The 17,921-nt window shown below is 71.1% G+C and carries 16 protein-coding genes; all 16 read left to right on the top strand.

Features of this window, described 5'->3' with window-relative positions; all coding sequences use genetic code 11:
* Positions 1-64 precede the first annotated feature (64 nt).
* The 16 genes from pgsA (at position 65) to yajC (ending at position 17,812) form a co-directional block, all read left to right on the top strand.
* Positions 65-814, top strand: coding sequence for a phosphatidylinositol phosphate synthase (gene pgsA, locus ACZ58V_RS37475; protein WP_382837710.1), 750 nt, complete (start codon positions 65-67; stop codon positions 812-814).
* The gene (locus ACZ58V_RS37480) at positions 811-1,719 is read left to right on the top strand and encodes a phosphatidylinositol mannoside acyltransferase (protein ID WP_471295718.1); all 909 of its coding nucleotides are present in this window, start codon (positions 811-813) and stop codon (positions 1,717-1,719) included. The genes pgsA and ACZ58V_RS37480 overlap by 4 nt, the downstream gene beginning before the upstream one ends.
* A complete protein-coding gene (locus ACZ58V_RS37485; protein ID WP_468199281.1) occupies positions 1,716-2,879 on the top strand; it encodes a glycosyltransferase family 4 protein in 1,164 nt (387 codons plus the stop codon). Before ACZ58V_RS37480 ends, ACZ58V_RS37485 begins: the two co-directional genes overlap by 4 nt.
* Before the next feature lie 97 nt (positions 2,880-2,976).
* Positions 2,977-3,519 (top strand): LemA family protein, encoded by a 543-nt coding sequence (locus ACZ58V_RS37490; protein WP_468199279.1) that lies wholly within the window; start codon positions 2,977-2,979, stop codon positions 3,517-3,519.
* A 590-nt stretch (positions 3,520-4,109) separates the two neighbouring features.
* Positions 4,110-5,744: an AbfB domain-containing protein gene (locus ACZ58V_RS37495; protein ID WP_468199277.1), complete on the top strand. Its 1,635-nt coding sequence runs from the start codon at positions 4,110-4,112 to the stop codon at positions 5,742-5,744.
* A 137-nt stretch (positions 5,745-5,881) separates the two neighbouring features.
* The gene (locus tag ACZ58V_RS37500; protein WP_471295721.1) at positions 5,882-6,973 is read left to right on the top strand and encodes an ALF repeat-containing protein; all 1,092 of its coding nucleotides are present in this window, start codon (positions 5,882-5,884) and stop codon (positions 6,971-6,973) included.
* Positions 6,974-7,205: 232 nt separating this feature from the next.
* The gene (locus ACZ58V_RS37505) at positions 7,206-11,165 is read left to right on the top strand and encodes an ALF repeat-containing protein (RefSeq protein ID WP_471295844.1); all 3,960 of its coding nucleotides are present in this window, start codon (positions 7,206-7,208) and stop codon (positions 11,163-11,165) included.
* A 32-nt stretch (positions 11,166-11,197) separates the two neighbouring features.
* Positions 11,198-11,476 carry a hypothetical protein gene (locus tag ACZ58V_RS37510; RefSeq protein ID WP_468199273.1) on the top strand — a complete coding sequence of 93 codons (279 nt, stop codon included), beginning with the start codon at positions 11,198-11,200 and terminating at the stop codon, positions 11,474-11,476.
* A 117-nt stretch (positions 11,477-11,593) separates the two neighbouring features.
* Positions 11,594-12,175, top strand: a complete 582-nt coding sequence (locus tag ACZ58V_RS37515; protein ID WP_468199271.1) for a hypothetical protein — start codon at positions 11,594-11,596, stop codon at positions 12,173-12,175.
* Positions 12,176-12,417: 242 nt separating this feature from the next.
* The gene (gene pdxS, locus ACZ58V_RS37520; protein ID WP_215122607.1) at positions 12,418-13,323 is read left to right on the top strand and encodes a pyridoxal 5'-phosphate synthase lyase subunit PdxS; all 906 of its coding nucleotides are present in this window, start codon (positions 12,418-12,420) and stop codon (positions 13,321-13,323) included.
* A gap of 13 nt (positions 13,324-13,336) precedes the next feature.
* Positions 13,337-13,945, top strand: a complete 609-nt coding sequence (gene pdxT, locus ACZ58V_RS37525) for a pyridoxal 5'-phosphate synthase glutaminase subunit PdxT (protein ID WP_468199268.1) — start codon at positions 13,337-13,339, stop codon at positions 13,943-13,945.
* Positions 13,946-13,993: 48 nt separating this feature from the next.
* On the top strand, positions 13,994-14,746 hold the full coding sequence (locus ACZ58V_RS37530; protein ID WP_048581096.1) for a YebC/PmpR family DNA-binding transcriptional regulator: 753 nt from the start codon (positions 13,994-13,996) through the stop codon (positions 14,744-14,746).
* 138 nt (positions 14,747-14,884) lie between these two features.
* Positions 14,885-15,415, top strand: a complete 531-nt coding sequence (gene ruvC, locus ACZ58V_RS37535; RefSeq protein WP_468199265.1) for a crossover junction endodeoxyribonuclease RuvC — start codon at positions 14,885-14,887, stop codon at positions 15,413-15,415.
* Positions 15,412-16,017 (top strand): Holliday junction branch migration protein RuvA, encoded by a 606-nt coding sequence (gene ruvA, locus ACZ58V_RS37540; RefSeq protein WP_468199263.1) that lies wholly within the window; start codon positions 15,412-15,414, stop codon positions 16,015-16,017. Before ruvC ends, ruvA begins: the two co-directional genes overlap by 4 nt.
* A gap of 23 nt (positions 16,018-16,040) precedes the next feature.
* A complete protein-coding gene (ruvB, locus tag ACZ58V_RS37545; protein WP_468199260.1) occupies positions 16,041-17,111 on the top strand; it encodes a Holliday junction branch migration DNA helicase RuvB in 1,071 nt (356 codons plus the stop codon).
* Positions 17,112-17,296: 185 nt separating this feature from the next.
* Positions 17,297-17,812 carry a preprotein translocase subunit YajC gene (yajC, locus tag ACZ58V_RS37550; protein WP_468199258.1) on the top strand — a complete coding sequence of 172 codons (516 nt, stop codon included), beginning with the start codon at positions 17,297-17,299 and terminating at the stop codon, positions 17,810-17,812.
* Positions 17,813-17,921 lie beyond the last annotated feature (109 nt).

The following is a 17,921-nucleotide window of genomic DNA, read 5'->3' on the forward strand; positions in this document are numbered from 1 at the left end:
GCTCGCCGGATCCCCCGAAGGGGTCCGGGTGCCCGCCCCTCACCCGCACGCGCGCGTGGCTACGATGGGCCAGCCGGTGGCCAGCAGGGGCCATGCGGCGACACCGACCCTCGGGAAGGCCATGCTGAACAAGTACGCGCGTGCATTCTTCACGCGTGTCCTCACACCGTTCGCCGCGTTTCTCATCCGGCTGGGCGTCAGCCCCGACGCCGTCACGCTCATCGGCACCGCCGGTGTGGTCGCGGGCGCGCTGGTCTTCTACCCCATGGGCGAGTTCTTCTGGGGCACGGTCGTGATCACACTCTTCGTCTTCTCGGACCTCGTCGACGGAAACATGGCGCGCCAGCTCGGCCGCTCCAGCCGCTGGGGCGCCTTCCTGGACTCCACGCTCGACCGGGTCGCCGACGGCGCGATCTTCGCCGGCTTCATCCTCTGGTACGCCGGGGGCGGCGACGACCTCGTGCTGTGCGCCGTCTCGATCTTCTGCCTGGCCAGCGGCCAGGTGGTGTCGTACACCAAGGCCCGCGGTGAGTCGATCGGTCTGCCGGTCGCCGTCAACGGGCTCGTAGAGCGGGCCGAGCGGCTGGTGATCTCGCTGGTCGCGGCCGGGCTCGCGGGCCTGCACGCGTTCGGTGTGCCCGGCATCCAGTACCTGCTGCCCGTCGCCCTGTGGATCGTCGCCGTGGGCAGCCTCGTCACGCTGATCCAGCGGGTCGTCACGGTCCGCCGGGAGTCCGCCGAGGCCGAGGCGGCCGCGCAGGACAATGAGGGCAAGCAGCACAACGCCTCTCACGGGAGCGAGGCGGCCACGTGAGCGCACAGGACCGGCTGACGGACGCGCTGTACGGCCTCGGCTGGAGCACCGTCAGGAAGCTCCCCGAGCCGGTCGCCGTACGGCTCGGGCGCACCATCGCCGATCTCGCCTGGAAGCAGCGCGGCAAGGGCGTACGGCGCCTGGAGAGCAACTACGCGCGCGTGGTGCCCGACGCGGGCCCCGAGCGGCTGGCCGAGCTCTCCCGCGCGGGCATGCGCTCCTACCTGCGCTACTGGATGGAGTCCTTCCGGCTCCCCGCCTGGAGCAAGGAGCGGATCAAGAGCGGCTTCGCCGTCAAGGACATCCACTACGTCACCGAGGGCATGGCATCCGGCAAGGGCGTCGTACTCGCCCTGCCGCACCTGGGCAACTGGGACCTCGCCGGCGCCTGGGTCACCACCGAGCTGGGCATCCCGTTCACGACGGTGGCCGAGCGCCTGAAGCCGGAGACGCTCTACGACCGGTTCGTCGCCTACCGCGAGGGCCTCGGTATGGAGGTCCTGCCGCACAGCGGCGGCACCGCCTTCGGCACCCTGGCCCGGCGGCTGCGCGACGGCGGTCTGGTCTGCCTGGTCGCCGACCGCGACCTGTCCGCCTCCGGCGTCGAGGTCGACTTCTTCGGCGACACCGCCAGGATGCCGGCCGGACCGGCCCTGCTCGCCCAGCAGACGGGCGCCCTGCTGCTTCCCGTCACGCTCTGGTACGACGACTCGCCCGTGATGCGGGGCCGCGTCCACCCGGCGGTCGAGGTGCCCGAGTCAGGCACGCGCGCCGAGAGGACGTCTGTGATGACACAGGCGCTGGCCGACGCCTTCGCCACGGGGATCGCCGACCATCCGGAGGACTGGCACATGCTGCAGCGCTTGTGGCTCGCGGACCTCGATCCAGCGAAGGGATCCACGTGAGGATCGGCATCGTCTGCCCGTACTCCTGGGACGTACCGGGCGGCGTCCAGTTCCATATCCGTGATCTGGCCGAATACTTCATCCGCCTCGGCCACGAGGTGTCCGTCCTCGCCCCGGCGGACGACGACACCCCGCTGCCTCCGTACGTCGTCTCGGCCGGGCGCGCGGTGCCGGTGCCGTACAACGGCTCGGTGGCCCGGCTGAACTTCGGCTTCCTCTCGGCGGCCCGGGTGCGCCGGTGGCTGCACGACGGCGCGTTCGACGTGATCCACATCCATGAGCCGACCTCGCCCTCGCTGGGCCTGCTGGCCTGCTGGGCGGCCCAGGGACCGATCGTCGCCACGTTCCACACGTCCAACCCGCGCTCCCGGGCCATGATCGCCGCGTACTCGATCCTCCAGGCCGCCCTGGAGAAGATCAGCGCGCGGATCGCGGTGAGCGAGTACGCCCGGCGCACGCTGGTGGAACACCTCGGCGGGGACGCGGTGGTGATCCCGAACGGCGTGGACGTCGACTTCTTCGCCGAGGCCGAGCCCAAGGCCGAGTGGCAGGGCGACACGATCGGCTTCGTCGGGCGCATCGACGAGCCCCGCAAGGGACTGCCGGTCCTCATGAAGGCCCTGCCGAAGATCCTCGCCGCGCGTCCGCAGACCCGGCTGCTGGTCGCCGGGCGCGGCGACGAGGTGGAGGCGGTGGAGACACTCCCGGCCGAGCTGCGCTCCCGCGTCGAGTTCCTCGGCATGGTCAGCGACGAGGACAAGGCGCGCTTCCTGCGCAGCGTCGACCTGTACATCGCGCCCAACACCGGCGGCGAGAGCTTCGGCATCATCCTGGTCGAGGCCATGTCCGCCGGCGCCCCCGTCCTCGCCTCCGACCTGGACGCCTTCGCGCAGGTCCTGGACCGGGGGGCGGCCGGCGAGCTGTTCCCGAACGAGGACGCCGACGCCCTCGCCGACGCGGCCGTCCGGCTGCTGGAGGACCCGGCGCGGCTCGCGGAGCTGCGGGAGCGGGGGAGCGCCCATGTACGGCGCTTCGACTGGTCGACGGTCGGTGCGGACATCCTGTCCGTGTACGAGACGGTGACGGCGGGCGCGGCGGCGGTGGCCGAGGACGAGCGGGTGACGGGGTTGCGGGCCAGGCTGGGGTTCGCCCGGGACTGAGGCCGGACGGACTGATTCCTGTCGGGCCGAGCCGAAGGGCGGCTCGGCCGGGGCGGGGTGAACCGAGAGGCCGGTCGGCCCGCTAGCCTTGCCGCCCGTGACCACCACTCTCATCTGGATCGCCGTCGCCCTGGTCGCGATCGGGCTGTATCTGAGCTGGACCGCCGGCCGGCTCGACCGTCTCCACGCCCGGATCGACGCCGCCCGGGCCGCCCTGGACGCGCAGTTGCTGCGCCGGGCCTCGGTGGCGCAGGAACTGGCCACGTCAGGGGTCCTGGATCCGGCCGCCTCGATCGTGCTCTACGAGGCCGCGCACGCCGCCCGGCAGGCGGAGGAGGAACAGCGGGAGGTCGCCGAGAGTGAGCTGAGCCAGGCGCTGCGGGCCGTGTTCGCCGAGTCCGGGCAGGTGGAGGCGGTACGCGAGGCGCCTGGGGGAGAGGAGGCGGCCCGGGAGCTCACCGAGGCCGTACGCAGGGTCCCGATGGCCCGGCGCTTCCACAACGACGCCGTACGGGCGGCCCGGGCCCTGCGCCGGCACCGCAAGGTGCGCTGGTTCCGCCTGGCCGGCCACGCCCCGTTCCCTCTGGCCTTCGAAATGGACGACGAGCCTCCGGCGGCGCTGGTGGATCGGGCCGCCTGACCTTTCTGCTGTCCGCAGGGTTAAAGAATCGGCTTGTTTCTGCTCATCACCAAACCGCCCTCATTCGCAGCGGCACGAAAATCATTGCGTGGCTCGGTGAAAGTGGGTTAACGTCTTGGCGGCCAGCCTGACCAGCATGGCCGGGCAGCGTGCCGGAGGGGACCGAAGGGGCAGTGATGCCTCGACGGACCGGGCGCTCCCTAGGTGCTCTTATTCGTGCGGGGGAAATCAAAATGCGGACGTCTGTACTGCTGCGCTGCCGAGTGCGTCTTCAGCCCGTGGCGCGGTAGGCATGTGTCTTTCCCAGTGACGCTTCAGCGTTTTTCGGACTGGCTGTTTTCTCTGGACTTCGTATTTCCGAGTTCTTGAGGCCGCCGTCTGATTCAGGGTTTTCAACTGCGCGTCTGCGTATCACTCAACGGTGGCGTACGAGGTGCCGCGACGACCGGCGGCGACGTACCCGTCCACCTGCGCCTGCTTCGCCGTGGCCGCTGCCCGTCCGCCGGGCGTCGGCAGCCGCGTTCCCCTGCCCCGCCCTCCTTATGTGACGGGCTGCCCGTATGTGGCGGCAGAAAGGTTTCTTTACATCCATGAACAGCAAGCACATCGCTTCCGCACGTATGGGGCGGATCATGACGCGCGGCCTCGTGACCGCAACCGCCCTCGCGGCCGTGACAGGCGCTGTCGCGCCGGGAGCGGTCGCCGACAGTGCTCCGGACGTTGCGGCAGCGGATGTCGTGGCCCGTGCGGCGGGCATCGGGACAACCGACGCCCAGCGTGTCGAGGCCGCGGCCGTGGTGCGTCTCGACCCGACCGCCGAGGTGCTCCTGCTCAGCGACTACGACTTCATCCACGCTCTGTGGCAGAAGGCCAGCGACTCGGGCGAGAGACTGGATACGGTGCGCACCGCCGCCGAGCAGGCGATGGCCAGCACGGATGCCCAAGACCACGTGAGCTTCATCGTGACCGGCGTTCACGAGGCGTACCGGCTCGACCAGCAGCGGGAGCGGGAGAAGGCCGAGGCCGAGCGGGCGGCTCGGTTGGCCAAGTCCCAGGTCCTGCTCACCATCGGCATCCCCAGCACCCCCGAACTGCTCGCCCTCAGCGACGACAATTTCATCCGGGCCGTCGCCAAGCACGAGGCGTCCGGTCCCGAGGTGCGGGCCGCGGCACTGCAGGCGCTGGTCGGTGAGCCGGAGGACTGGCGGGAGTTCATCGTCAACGGCGCCCGCGAGGCGCACAAGCGGGACGTGGCCAAGGAACTCGAGGACCTCGCCGAGAAGGACCGCCTGGAGGCCGAGCGCCGCAAGGAGCTCGCCGCCCGCAAGAACGCCGCGGCCCTGTTCCGTATCACTCCCTCCGAGGCCATGCTCGGGCTGAGTGACGACAATTTCATCCGCGAGCTGCTGCGCCTGGCCGCCGCCGACCTGCACGGCACCGAGCTGTATGCCGAAGGCCAGCGGGCCACCCGCAGCTCCGACCCGGCCGTGTGGAAGGCGTACATCCACACCGGCGCCGACGCCGCGTACAAGCGCGACGACGAGAACCGGCGCAAGAAGCTCGCCGAGGCGAACCGCAAGCTCGCCCTCCAGATACAGGCCGCCGCCGAGAACGGCGGAGTCAACCCCAACCTGGCCGCCGCTGCCAAGAAGGCCCTGGCCGGCAGCGATGACGACGTCGCCGTCTTCCTGAAAGCGGACACCCAGTACCGGCTCAAGCGCCAGTCCCTCAGGGCGTGGGGAGACGGTGAGTACGCGCGGCAGTCCAACACGAACGGCGGGAAGGTCGTTCTCAACGACACGCTCAGGAGCAGCAGCGCACTGGCCGACCGCGAGGACGCCACCTGGGTCATCGTGCCCTCCCTCGCGAGCCAGCCCGGCTGCTATTCCTTCGAGTCTGCGCGCAAGTCCGGCTACTACCTGAGGAGCGGCAAGGCCGAGCGGAACGGACTGCGTGTGGAGATCGCCGCGGACGACCGGAGCGCCGCGTTCCGGAAGAGTGCCACGTGGTGCACCCGGCCCTTCCCTGCGCGGCCGCTGCCCACTCCGCTCAACGGTGTGTCCTTCACGCAGGCCGCCGGTAGCGGCGTGAACTGGCTCGCTCCCACGACGACGGAGGTATACGCCCGGTCCGACTTCTCCTTCCCCCTGCCCGGTGGGGTGCCAGGCGAAGCCCAGCCCGTGCGCCCGGCGGCCTGGCGCATCGCCGCACCGCTGGCGCCCTGACGAGACACCGAAGCGATGCCGGCGCCGGTGCGCCGACGCCGGCGTCGCGCGCGAACGAACTCGGGACGACGAACGACGGTGCACGTACCCGCCAAGGGGAGAGGGCAGCAGTGGTGGCAGATTCCGCCGGTCACGGCGTGAGACGTCAGAGATGGGCCGTGTCCGCGCTGGTGGTCGGGGTGCTGGCCGGTGGATGCGGGCTCCTGCACACGGCGCCCGCCCGGGCGCACACAGCGGTGCCGGCCGCCGACCCGGGCGACCCGTCGTCGATGGTGGTCGCCGCCGCGGCGGACGAGGCGCGGGAGCGTGTGCTGCGGCTGGCCAAGTCGGGTCTGCCCGCGGAGATCCGTACGTCGGCGTGGAACGCGCTGCGCAGTACGCGGGGCGACGCCGCGATCGCGGAGTGGCTGGCGCCCGGGGGCGGTTACGACGCGGCGAAGCAGCGCCTGCGTGACGCGCGGTCACGCAACCGGGCGTTCTGCGAGCGGGTGGTGAGCACGCATCCGGCGGCGTTCTCCCCGCAGGTCCGATCGGCTGCCGAGCGGGCGCTGAAGGGCACCGACGCCGATCGGGCCGCGTTCGTGAAGACCGGTTACGCCGAGGCGCAGCAGCGCGACCGCGTGATGCGGGAGGCTGATGCGCAGCACCGTCTGGAGGTGGCCGAGAAGGACCGTGCCTTCGTGTGGGCGGTCGCGGAGGGCGATCCGGGCGAACAGGTGCGGGTGGCGGCGCGGTGGGCGCTGCGCCCCGGCTCCACGGACGCGGACGTCGCGGAGTTCTTCGGCTACGGCTGGGCGACCGGCGCGGCGCTGGACGTGGAGGCGTACCGGCTTCGGGTGGCGGACGGGGAGGTGCGGCGCCAGCACGTGCTGTCGTTGCTGATCGCGCAGGCGGTGGCCGCCGAGGAGGCGTTGAAGTCGTCGGCCGACGCGGCGAGGGCGCGTGCCGAGGCCGAGCTGGCCTGGCAGGCGGTCACCGAGCACGCGGACGGCGCGCAGAAGGCTTGGCTGGCCGAGCAGGAGGCGGCCAGGGCGCAGGCGGAGAGCTGGCAGAACATCGCCCGGCTGTCCAAGGAGAGCGCGGACGCCATCTGGGAGAAGATCACCGCGCCGGCCGAGACCCGGCAGGGCGACTGGGCCACTGAGCAGACGGAGGCCGCCCTGACGGCGGCCTTCTGGAAGGACATGGCAGACCGGGCCCGGGACAGCGAGAACCGCGTCAAGGGCTGACGCCGCGGGCCCCGCGCACACCGCGCGGGGCCCGCCCACCGGACCGACGGCCGTACGGAAGCCGCCCATTGCTGCCGGCTTCGCCGCCGAGGTCCCGATCACCCCTGCCCGCGTATTGAGGGCAGGGGCTTGTTTTTGCCGAATCCCTTTGGCCTGTCCACTTATTGAAGGAGTTCCCGTGAGGGGAAGATTCCGGCCGAGAGCCGGAACATTACGCTGGCGTGTGCCCGGAATGATGGGCAAGGCGGTGTCCACCGTCATGGCCCTGGCTGTCCTCGGTGGTGTCGCCGGGGAAGCCGGTGCTGTCACACCGGAGAAGTCCAGCCACCGGGTCGAACTGACTCGGATTCTGGCCGGATTACCGAAGACGGCGACGGACCCGGCGCCGGCACATTCCGCTCTGGACGAGATCAGTGCGGACCGCGACCGGCAATTAGTGGAGGACTTCGCGGAGTTCGACGAGGAGGAGGAAGTCCGCGAAGCCGCCAAGAAGGCGTTGGAGAGTACGGATCCCCATGCGATCCGGGACTTCCTCGAGCGCGGTGAGGCCGAGGCGCGGCAGCGCGCCAAGGACAAGAGGGACGCGGCCGATGTCGCCAACCGCCGCCAGATCGAGGCGATGCGCGGCACGGGCGGCCCCTTCTTCAACGCGGAGGTCGAGCGGGTTCTGAAGGGCACGGCCCGCGACCGCGCCGATTTCCTGGCCTTCGGCGCCGAGATCGCGCGGCAGCGGGACAAGGCGACGGAGCAGAACGACAAGGAACGCGCGGCGGAGAACCGCAAGCGGGTCGAGATGCTCGTCGCGGTCGGCGGCCCGGCGGTGAAGGGTGCCGCGCAGGCCGCCCTGGCCACGGGCGACGACAAGGTGATCGCCGAGTTCCTGGACAAGGGCTATCCGGTCGCTGCGCAGAAGGACGCGGATGACCGGGCCGCGCACGAGAAGGCGCAGCAGGAGGCGCTGGAGGCGGCGGAGCGGCTGCGCGAGCTGGCGGAGAAGGCGGCCACCGCCGCCGAGGCCCGTACCAAGCTGATCGCCGCGCACGGCAACGCGGTGAAGGAGCTCAAGACCGCCTCGAACGCGATGAGCGCGGCGGCCGCGCAGTCCCGCGAGGCCGACCGGATGCTCGCCGCCGACCGGGCCGGCAAGCGCCTGTCAGACTACGGGCCTGTCAAGACCGAGATCGCCCGGCAGGTCGGTATCGCCGAGGATGCGGCCAAGCAGGCGCAGGTGGCGGCGGGCAAGGCCAAGGTGCAGGCCGATGTCCTGGTCGAGACGGGGCTTACCCACGGCGTTCAGTGGTCGGAGGTCGCCTCCGGTATCGCGGCCGCGGCGGACGCGGCGGCCAAGGCGGCGGCGACCGCGCAGCACGCGGTGGACGCATCGGCTGCCGACGCCGCCGGGCTGAACTCCAAGAACCAGGCCGAGCTGCACGCGCGGCAGGCCGCCAAATGGCGGGAGAACGCCGAGCAGCACGCGAAGGCGGCGGCCCGGCTCGCCGAGGCGGCGGCCAAGCAGGCGAAGATCGCGGCGGACGCGGCGGCCAAGTCCCGCCAGGCCAGGATCGAGGCCGAGCAGGCCGAGAAGGAGGCGTGGGACCACGCCCAGAAGACGCGCGCCGCGCGGATCGAGGCGCAGCGCCAGGCCAGGATCGCGTCCGAGCAGCGGGCGATCGCCGAGCGTGAGCGCGACCTGGCGGCGGCCGCACGCGCGCGGGCCGAACGCGAACGCGATGTGGCCGCTCAGGCACGTGCGCGTGCCGAGGCCGAAGCACGGACCGCCTCGGCCAAGCGGGCCGACGCGCAGGCCGCCGCGGCCGTGGCGGCCGAGAAGCGGGCCACCGCGCAGACCCAGGAGGGCATCGCCGCCAAGGCCGACGAGCTGGCCAGGGGCGAGGAGACCAAGGCCCGCAACGCCCGGAACAAAGCGGTGGAGGCCGAACGCGACCACAAGGCGGAAGAGGCCCGGGCCAAGGCGACCGAAGCACTGGCCGCCAAGGCGAAGGGCACCGAGCACGCCGAGACCGCGCGCACGGCGGCCACCGAGGCACGATCCGCCGCGGACGCGGCCGGAACGGCTGCCGGTACGGCCCGCGGCGCGGCCGATCAGGCGTCCTCGGCAGCGGTGCGTTCACGTTCGGCGGCCATCGAGGCCGCCGGTGCGGCCGCGCGGGCGCGGGCTGCGGCCAGTGAAGCCACCGCGCACGCCGCGCGGGCCAACGCCGCCGCCAACAAGGCCGAAGCCGCCGCGTTCGCGGCGAACGCGGCGGCGAGCAAGGCGGAGTCCGAGGCCGCGGCCACGCGCGCGGCGACTCAGCGGGCCAATGCCAAGGCGGCCGAGGCCACAGCGCAGGAGGCCCGGGCCGGCATCGCCGCCCACGAGGCCTCCCGGCTCGCCGGGCTGGCCGCCATCCATGCCAACCAGTCCCTTCAGGCGGCCAACCGCACCCGGGAGGAAGCCGACGGCGCCACCAGGGAAGCGGCGATGGCCCGCCTGCAGTCCACCATCGCCGTCCAGTCCGCCACCTCTGCCCGTACCACCGCCGCAGGTATCGCCGACCCGGCCAACACCGCCATCCAGCTCACCGCGCCGTTCACCGGCACGGACGTGAACGCCGACTTCGCCGCGGAGGTGGCCCGAGCCGCCCAGGCGATGGGCCAGGAGGAGGTCACCAAGGCCGAGGCCAGAGCGACGGAGGCGATCAAGGCCGCCGAAGCCGCCGAAGCCGCCGCCGCACGTGCCAACGCCGAGGTGGGCCCCGCGTTCAAGGCAGCGGCAGCGGCGGCGCGTTCCTCCGCGGACGCGGCACGCTCCTCCGTGGCCGCGATGAAGTCCGCGGCCCAGGCCGCCGAGGACGGAGCCAAGGCCCGAGCCGCGGCGGCACGGGCCAACGAGGCCGACGCCCAGGCGCAGGCCGACGCGAAGCTCGCCCGCCAGGCCGCCGACCAGGCCTTCGCGGACGCGGCAGCGGCCCGCAGCGCCGCCACCCAGGCCGAGGCCGAGGCCGCACGCGCCCGTGGAGCCGCCACCGACGCGGAGAACCAGGCCGCGGCCGCGGGCAGCGCCGCCAGCCTGGCCGAGAAGGAAGCGAGCCTCGCCCAGGGCGCGGCCACCCGGGCGGAGAAGGACGCCGCCGACGCCGACAAGCTCGCCACCTCCGCCGAGGAACACGCCAAGTCGGCCGAGACCGCCGCCAAGAACGCCGGCACCTACGCCAAGGAAGCCGACGAGGCGGCCAGACGGGCCGAGGAGTACCAGCGCGAGCTCGAGCGCAAGGAGCGCGAGGAGGCTGCCAAGTCCGGTAAGGAGGCCTCCGGCGGTGACCTGACGGAGGCGGAGCGCAAAGCCCTGGAAGCCGCGGGCATCAGCGTGGCGGAGTACGAAGCGGCCCGCGCCCTGGCGCAGAAGGACCTGCTGGATTACCTGAGGGAGAACGGCGCCGAACTCCTCGTGGAACTGGCCGCCGAGGAGATCAAGGAGTGCTGGGACGACCCGGATATACCGACCTGTCTGTGGGCGGTCGTAACCAACCTGCCCTGGGCGAAGGCCGCCAAGCTGGTCGGCAAGCTGCCACAGCTCGCCAAGATCATCTGGGGCATCAACGGCTTCCTCGACAAGACGGCCAAGGCGAGGAAGCTCGTCGACAAGGGCGAGAAGGTCCTCGAGCGGGTCAAGGCGGTCCTCTGCGACACCAAGCCCAAGCCCAGGTCTTTGCAGAAGCCCATGTCCAAGTCGGCCCCGAGGGCCTCAACGGCCGCTGCCCTCTCGGGAGGGGGAGGTTTTGACGGCTGGGCCGGCTGGGACGGCTGGGACGACTGCGAGTTCATCCCCACTGGCCAGAACCTCCCCGAGAACGGCATCGAGGTCGCCCTCGACACGCTCGCGCTGAGGAACCTGCGGGACTACCACTTCGAGGGCGGAAGGATGGTCTCCGACCAGAAGGGGCTGTTCAACTCCAACCTCACACTCGGGGACCTGAGGGCCGTCTTTGTCGGGGCGATGACGGACCAGGGCGGGTGGAAGCACGCGAACGGCGGCGCCAACTACCGTGAGAAGAACGTCTGCCTCGACCCGAAGAAGAAGTTCGGCAAGTCCTCCAGGCAGAGCGGAGAGCGGGAAACCCACTGCCTCACCATCGTGGTGAGCGTGCACGGGGATCTGGTGACGATGTACCCGATTCCTCCGACACCCTGAAACGAGAGAAGAGAGCCAGCATGGGTCTGGGAATGCGCAGACTGAACCGCGCGCAGGATGTCGTCGAGGAGTTCGGTGACGACGTGGAGGACTCGTTCCTCGCGTTGTGCGCGCGAGCGCCGGAGAGCAGCCTGCGGCGGGGCATCTCGCCGTACGACCTGACGATGTTCAACACTCCCCAGTTGGAGCGCCTTGTGGTGGAGCTCGAAGAGCTGCGAGAGGAGGAGAAGACCTCTGTGGTGAGGCGTGTCATCGAGGAGGCCCACCAGGCGATCCGCCGCTCGGGCTACCTGCTCTTCATCGGGGATTAGTCGCGCCCTCCGTAGTCGAGGGTGCCGGGCCGGGGGCGGGGCCCGGATGGGCATCAAGCAGGCAAGAAGGCGGGGAGACGAGAATGCGCACATATTCACGCTGCCGAGCTGCTGGCCATGGCTGACGGATTCATCCGCTGGTACAGGGAGTCGGGGGCCACGTCGGTCTTCGCCGAACAGGTGCAGCTCTTCGAGGCACACGGCATCGGGCTCGTGCACCCGGTAAGAGGTGCAGCCGTGGTGCTCGACGTCGAGGGGGACCAGGTTCTCATGCGTCCGGAGGAGCTGGGTCACCTCTTGGGCCTGCGCATCTCGTCCATCACGATGGAATGGTGGTTCTCTGCGGATATCGACGTCGTCGACTCCTACTCGTATGAACCGCTTGGTTGCGAGATCCAGACGCTCTGGCTGGACGGCCTCACACGGGAGCAGGCCGACGCGGTCGAGACAGCCGTCGTCGCGGCGGCTACGGGGCTTCCGACGCCGACCCGCGCCGTGATCGTCGATCGGCGGGGAGAAGGCGACCCTGATGACTGGGACTCGGCCGTGCTCTACGAAGGGGAGAGCTTGCCAGTGGTCCGGGACCGGATGTTGGTGCGCGAACCGCTCACGGACAGGCTCCTGAGGTCGTCGCAGGAGCTGAAGAGTGAGGAAATCGGGGCAGGTCTGACCCTGCTCTCTCTCGCCCGTCAGATCTGACCCTCGGCCGTTCTGCCCCGCGGCGGCCCCCCGGAGGAAGGCCCCGCTGGACTCACCACGTCCGGCGGGGCCTGCCGAGCGCGCACGGCCCAAGAGCCTTACACCGAGGTGACCGGCCCTTGGTGAACCGCCGCTCACCGAAAAGAATCCACCGGCTTCCCATTGGCCCTTGCTGTGGCCTGGTCCCCTCACGTTTCCTCGGTGCTGCACAAAACCCCTCTTTCCCAGCAGCGAGGTCACCCGTGTCCATCTCCGAAAACCAGGCTCCCGAGACCGGCACCGCCCGTGTGAAGCGCGGCATGGCCGAGCAGCTCAAGGGCGGCGTCATCATGGACGTCGTCACGCCGGAGCAGGCGAAGATCGCCGAGGACGCGGGCGCCGTCGCCGTCATGGCCCTGGAGCGGGTCCCGGCCGACATCCGCAAGGACGGCGGCGTGGCCCGCATGTCCGACCCGGACATGATCGAGGGCATCATCGAGGCCGTCTCCATCCCGGTCATGGCCAAGTCCCGTATCGGCCACTTCGTCGAGGCCCAGGTCCTGCAGTCCCTCGGCGTGGACTACATCGACGAGTCCGAGGTCCTCACCCCGGCCGACGAGGTCAACCACAGCGACAAGTTCGCCTTCACCACCCCCTTCGTCTGCGGCGCCACCAACCTGGGCGAGGCCCTGCGCCGCATCGCCGAGGGCGCCGCGATGATCCGCTCCAAGGGCGAGGCCGGCACCGGCAACGTCGTCGAGGCCGTCCGCCACCTGCGCCAGATCAAGAACGAGATCGCCCGCCTGCGCGGCTACGACAACAACGAGCTGTACGCCGCCGCCAAGGACCTGCGCGCCCCGTACGAGCTGGTCAAGGAGGTCTCCGAGTTGGGCAAGCTCCCGGTCGTGCTGTTCTCCGCCGGCGGCGTCGCCACCCCGGCCGACGCGGCCCTGATGCGCCAGCTCGGCGCCGAGGGCGTCTTCGTCGGCTCCGGCATCTTCAAGTCCGGCGACCCGGCCAAGCGCGCCGCCGCCATCGTGAAGGCCACAACCTTCTACGACGACCCGAAGATCGTCGCCGACGCGTCCCGCAACCTCGGCGAGGCCATGGTCGGCATCAACTGCGACACCCTCCCCGAGACCGAGCGCTACGCCAACCGCGGCTGGTAAGGCACAGGAACCCATGAGCGACACCCCCGTCATAGGCGTCCTGGCACTCCAGGGCGACGTACGGGAGCACCTCGTCGCCCTGGCCGCGGCCGATGCCGTGGCCAGGCCGGTGCGGCGCCCCGAAGAGCTCGCCGAGGTGGACGGCCTCGTCCTCCCCGGCGGCGAGTCCACCACCATCTCGAAGCTGGCCGTTCTGTTCGGCCTGATGGACCCGCTCCGCGCGCGCGTGCGGGACGGCCTGCCCGTCTACGGCACCTGCGCCGGCATGATCATGCTCGCCGACAAGATCCTCGACCCGCGCTCGGGCCAGGAGACCATCGGAGGCATCGACATGATCGTGCGCCGCAACGCCTTCGGCCGGCAGAACGAGTCCTTCGAGGCGGCCGTCGACGTCGAGGGCGTCGAGGGCGCCCCGGTGGAGGGCGTCTTCATCCGCGCCCCCTGGGTCGAGTCCGTCGGCGCCGAGGCCGAGGTGCTCGCCGAGCACGAGGGCCATATCGTCGCGGTCCGTCAGGGCGTGGCTCTGGCCACGTCGTTCCACCCGGAACTGACCGGCGACCACCGTGTGCACGGCCTGTTCGTGGACATGGTGCGCGCGAACCGTACAGCCGAGTCCTTGTAGGATTCCTGCGTTCGTTGCTGAGATGGGTTACGCGAAGGAGACAGGCAGATGTCCGGCCACTCTAAATGGGCCACGACCAAGCACAAGAAGGCCGTCATCGATGCCAAGCGTGGCAAGCTCTTCGCGAAGCTGATCAAGAACATCGAGGTCGCGGCGCGCATGGGCGGCGTCGACCTCGAAGGAAACCCGACGCTCTACGACGCCGTCCAGAAGGCGAAGAAGCAGTCGGTTCCGAACAAGAACATCGACTCCGCGATCAAGCGCGGTGGCGGTCTCGAGGCCGGCGGCGCCGACTACGAGACGATCATGTACGAGGGCTACGGCCCGAACGGCGTCGCGGTGCTCATCGAGTGCCTCACCGACAACCGCAACCGCGCCGCCTCCGACGTCCGCGTCGCGATGACCCGCAACGGCGGCAACATGGCCGACCCGGGCTCCGTGTCGTACATGTTCAGCCGCAAGGGCGTCGTCATCGTCCCCAAGGGCGAGCTGACCGAGGACGACGTCCTGGGCGCGGTGCTGGACGCGGGCGCCGAAGAGGTCAACGACCTCGGCGAGTCCTTCGAGGTCATCAGCGAGGCCACCGACCTGGTCGCGGTCCGCACCGCCCTCCAGGAGGCCGGCATCGACTACGACTCCGCCGACTCCAGCTTCGTGCCGTCCGTCCAGGTCGAGCTGGACGAGGAAGGCGCCAAGAAGATCTTCAAGCTGATCGACGCGCTCGAGGACAGCGACGATGTGCAGAACGTCTTCGCCAACTTCGATGTCAGCGACGAGATCATGGAGAAGGTCGACGCGTAACGCCGCCGCGGGCTTCAACGGCTGCACGGGCCGACGGGACATCCCGTCGGCCCGTCGCGTTGAACGGGTGTGGGGGCGGGGCGTTGTCGGTGGCACCCGATAGCCTGCACAAACAGGCAATCGAAAGGGAGGGCGCGCGTGCGCGTGCTGGGGGTGGACCCGGGACTGACCCGGTGCGGTGTCGGCGTGGTCGAGGGCGTCGCCGGACGGCCGCTCACGATGATCGGCGTCGGCGTCGTCCGGACACCGGCGGACGCCGACCTCGGCCACCGCCTCGTCGCCGTCGAGCAGGGCATCGAACAGTGGCTGGACGAGCACCGGCCGGAGTGCGTCGCCGTGGAGCGCGTCTTCAGCCAGCACAACGTCCGTACGGTCATGGGCACCGCCCAGGCCAGCGCCGTCGCCATCCTGTGCGCCTCACGTCGCGGGCTCCCCGTGGCGCTGCACACCCCGAGCGAGGTCAAGGCCGCCGTCACCGGCAGCGGCCGGGCCGACAAGGCCCAGGTGGGCGCGATGGTGACCCGCCTGCTCCGGCTCAGCGCACCGCCCAAGCCCGCCGACGCGGCCGACGCCCTCGCCCTCGCCATCTGCCACATCTGGCGCGCCCCCGCGCAGAACCGACTCCAGCAGGCCGTCGCCCTGCACGCATCGAAAGGCCGTACGGCATGATCGCCTTCGTCAGCGGCACGGTCGCCGCGCTCGCCCCCGATGCCGCGGTCGTCGAGGTGGGCGGCGTCGGCATGGCCGTGCAGTGCACGCCGAACACCCTGTCCGCGCTCCGCATCGGCCGGCCCGCCAAGCTGCACACCTCACTCGTCGTACGGGAGGACTCACTGACCCTGTACGGCTTCGCGGACGACGACGAGCGGCAGACCTTCGAGCTGCTCCAGACGGCGAGCGGCGTGGGACCGAGACTCGCCCAGGCGATGCTGGCCGTGCACACCCCGGACGCCCTGCGCCGGGCGGTCGCCACCGCCGACGAGAAGGCGCTCACCGCCGTTCCCGGCATCGGCAAGAAGGGCGCCCAGAAGCTGCTCCTGGAACTGAAGGACCGGCTCGGCGAGCCGCTCGGCGCCCCGGCCGTCGGCGCGCCCGTCAGCACCGGCTGGCGCGACCAGCTCCACGCGGCCCTGATCGGCCTCGGATACGCGACCCGGGAGGCCGACGAGGCCGTGACCGCCGTGGCTCCGCAGGCCGAGGCCACCGAGGGTGCTCCGCAGGTCGGCCAGTTGCTGAAGGCCGCCCTCCAGACCCTGAACCGCGCCCGCTGAACCCCCACACACCGAGGCACATCATGAACTGGGACGACACGACCGACGCCCCTGCGGCGGAGCGGCTCGTCGGCGCGGCAGCCGACGGTGAGGACCAGGCCGTCGAGGCCGCCCTGCGCCCCAAGGACCTGGACGAGTTCATCGGCCAGGAGAAGGTCCGCGAGCAGCTCGACCTCGTCCTGCGCGCCGCACGCGCGCGGGGCGCCACCGCCGACCACGTGCTGCTCTCCGGCGCCCCCGGCCTCGGCAAGACCACCCTGTCGATGATCATCGCGGCCGAGATGGGCGCCCCCATCCGCATCACGTCGGGCCCCGCCATCCAGCACGCAGGCGACCTCGCGGCGATCCTCTCCTCCCTCCAGGAGGGTGAGGTCCTCTTCCTCGACGAGATCCACCGCATGTCCCGGCCCGCCGAGGAGATGCTGTACATGGCGATGGAGGACTTCCGCGTCGACGTCATCGTCGGCAAGGGCCCGGGAGCCACCGCCATCCCGCTGGAGCTGCCCCCGTTCACCCTGGTCGGCGCCACCACGCGCGCGGGGTTGCTGCCGCCCCCGCTGCGCGACCGCTTCGGCTTCACCGCCCACATGGAGTTCTACGAACCGGCCGAACTGGAGCGGGTCATCCACCGCTCGGCCCACCTCCTCGAGGTCGAGACCGAGCCGGAGGGCGCCGCCGAGATCGCCGGCCGCTCCCGCGGCACTCCCCGCATCGCCAACCGCCTGCTGCGCCGCGTCCGGGACTACGCCCAGGTCAAGGCCGACGGACTGATCACCAAGGACATCGCGGCGGCCGCCCTCGCCGTCTACGAGGTGGACGAGCGCGGCCTCGACCGCCTCGACCGGGGCGTCCTGGAAGCCCTGCTCAAGCTGTTCGGCGGCGGCCCTGTCGGGCTGTCCACGCTCGCGGTCGCGGTGGGGGAGGAGCGTGAGACCGTGGAGGAGGTGGCCGAGCCCTTCCTGGTACGGGAAGGACTGCTGGCCCGCACCCCGCGCGGCAGGGTCGCCACCCCCGCCGCATGGGCGCATCTCGGCCTCACCCCGCCCGGGTCCCGGACCACGGGAAACGGACAACAGGACCTGTTCGGGGCGTGACGACGCCGTCACCGCTCCGGGTCGGCGAGGCCAGTGGCCGCAGCAGGAACCCCGGTGCCATGCTGAGCGTTGTTCCATGCGCGCGGACTCGCTTAGACTCCGCCGATGCCGCCTTTGTCGGCGGCGTACATACCCCCAACCATCTGGCCGCTCACATCGCGGTCGTGTGAAGGAAGTACCGACCCGTGAGTCTCCTGACCCTCCTCCCGTTCATTGTGCTCATCGGGGCCATGTTCCTCATGACCCGGTCGGCCAAGAAGAAGCAGCAGCAGGCCGTGGACATGCGGAACCAAATGCAGCCCGGCAGCGGTGTCCGCACCATCGGGGGCGTGTACGCCACGGTCAAGGAGGTGCACGAGGACACCGTCCTCGTCGACGCCGGTCCGGGTGTCGAGCTCCTCTTCGCCAAGAACGCCATCGGTGCCGTCCTCACCGACGACGAGTACAACCGCATCGTTCACGGCGTCGAGCACGACCTGAAGTCCGACGCCGACATCGTCCCGGACGACGCTTCCTCTCTCACCGAGACCGACGACACCGCCGCCGACTCCGGCGCTGACGACAAGGCCGTCGACCTCGGCAAGAAGGACGCGGCCGACGAGCCGGCCGGCGGCGACGCCCCGGCCGATGACACCCCGGCCGCCGAGGCGAAGACGGACGCGGAGCCGAAGAAGACCGACGGCGGCTCCGAGGCGAAGTAGTCGTGGGCCGGGGGGGGGGGGGGGGGGGGGGGGGGGGGGGGGGGGGGAGGAAGGGGGGGGGGGGGGGGGGGGGGGGGGGGGGGGGGGGGGGGGGGGGGGGGGGGGGCGT

The organism is Streptomyces sp. NPDC040589 (assembly GCF_055594445.1).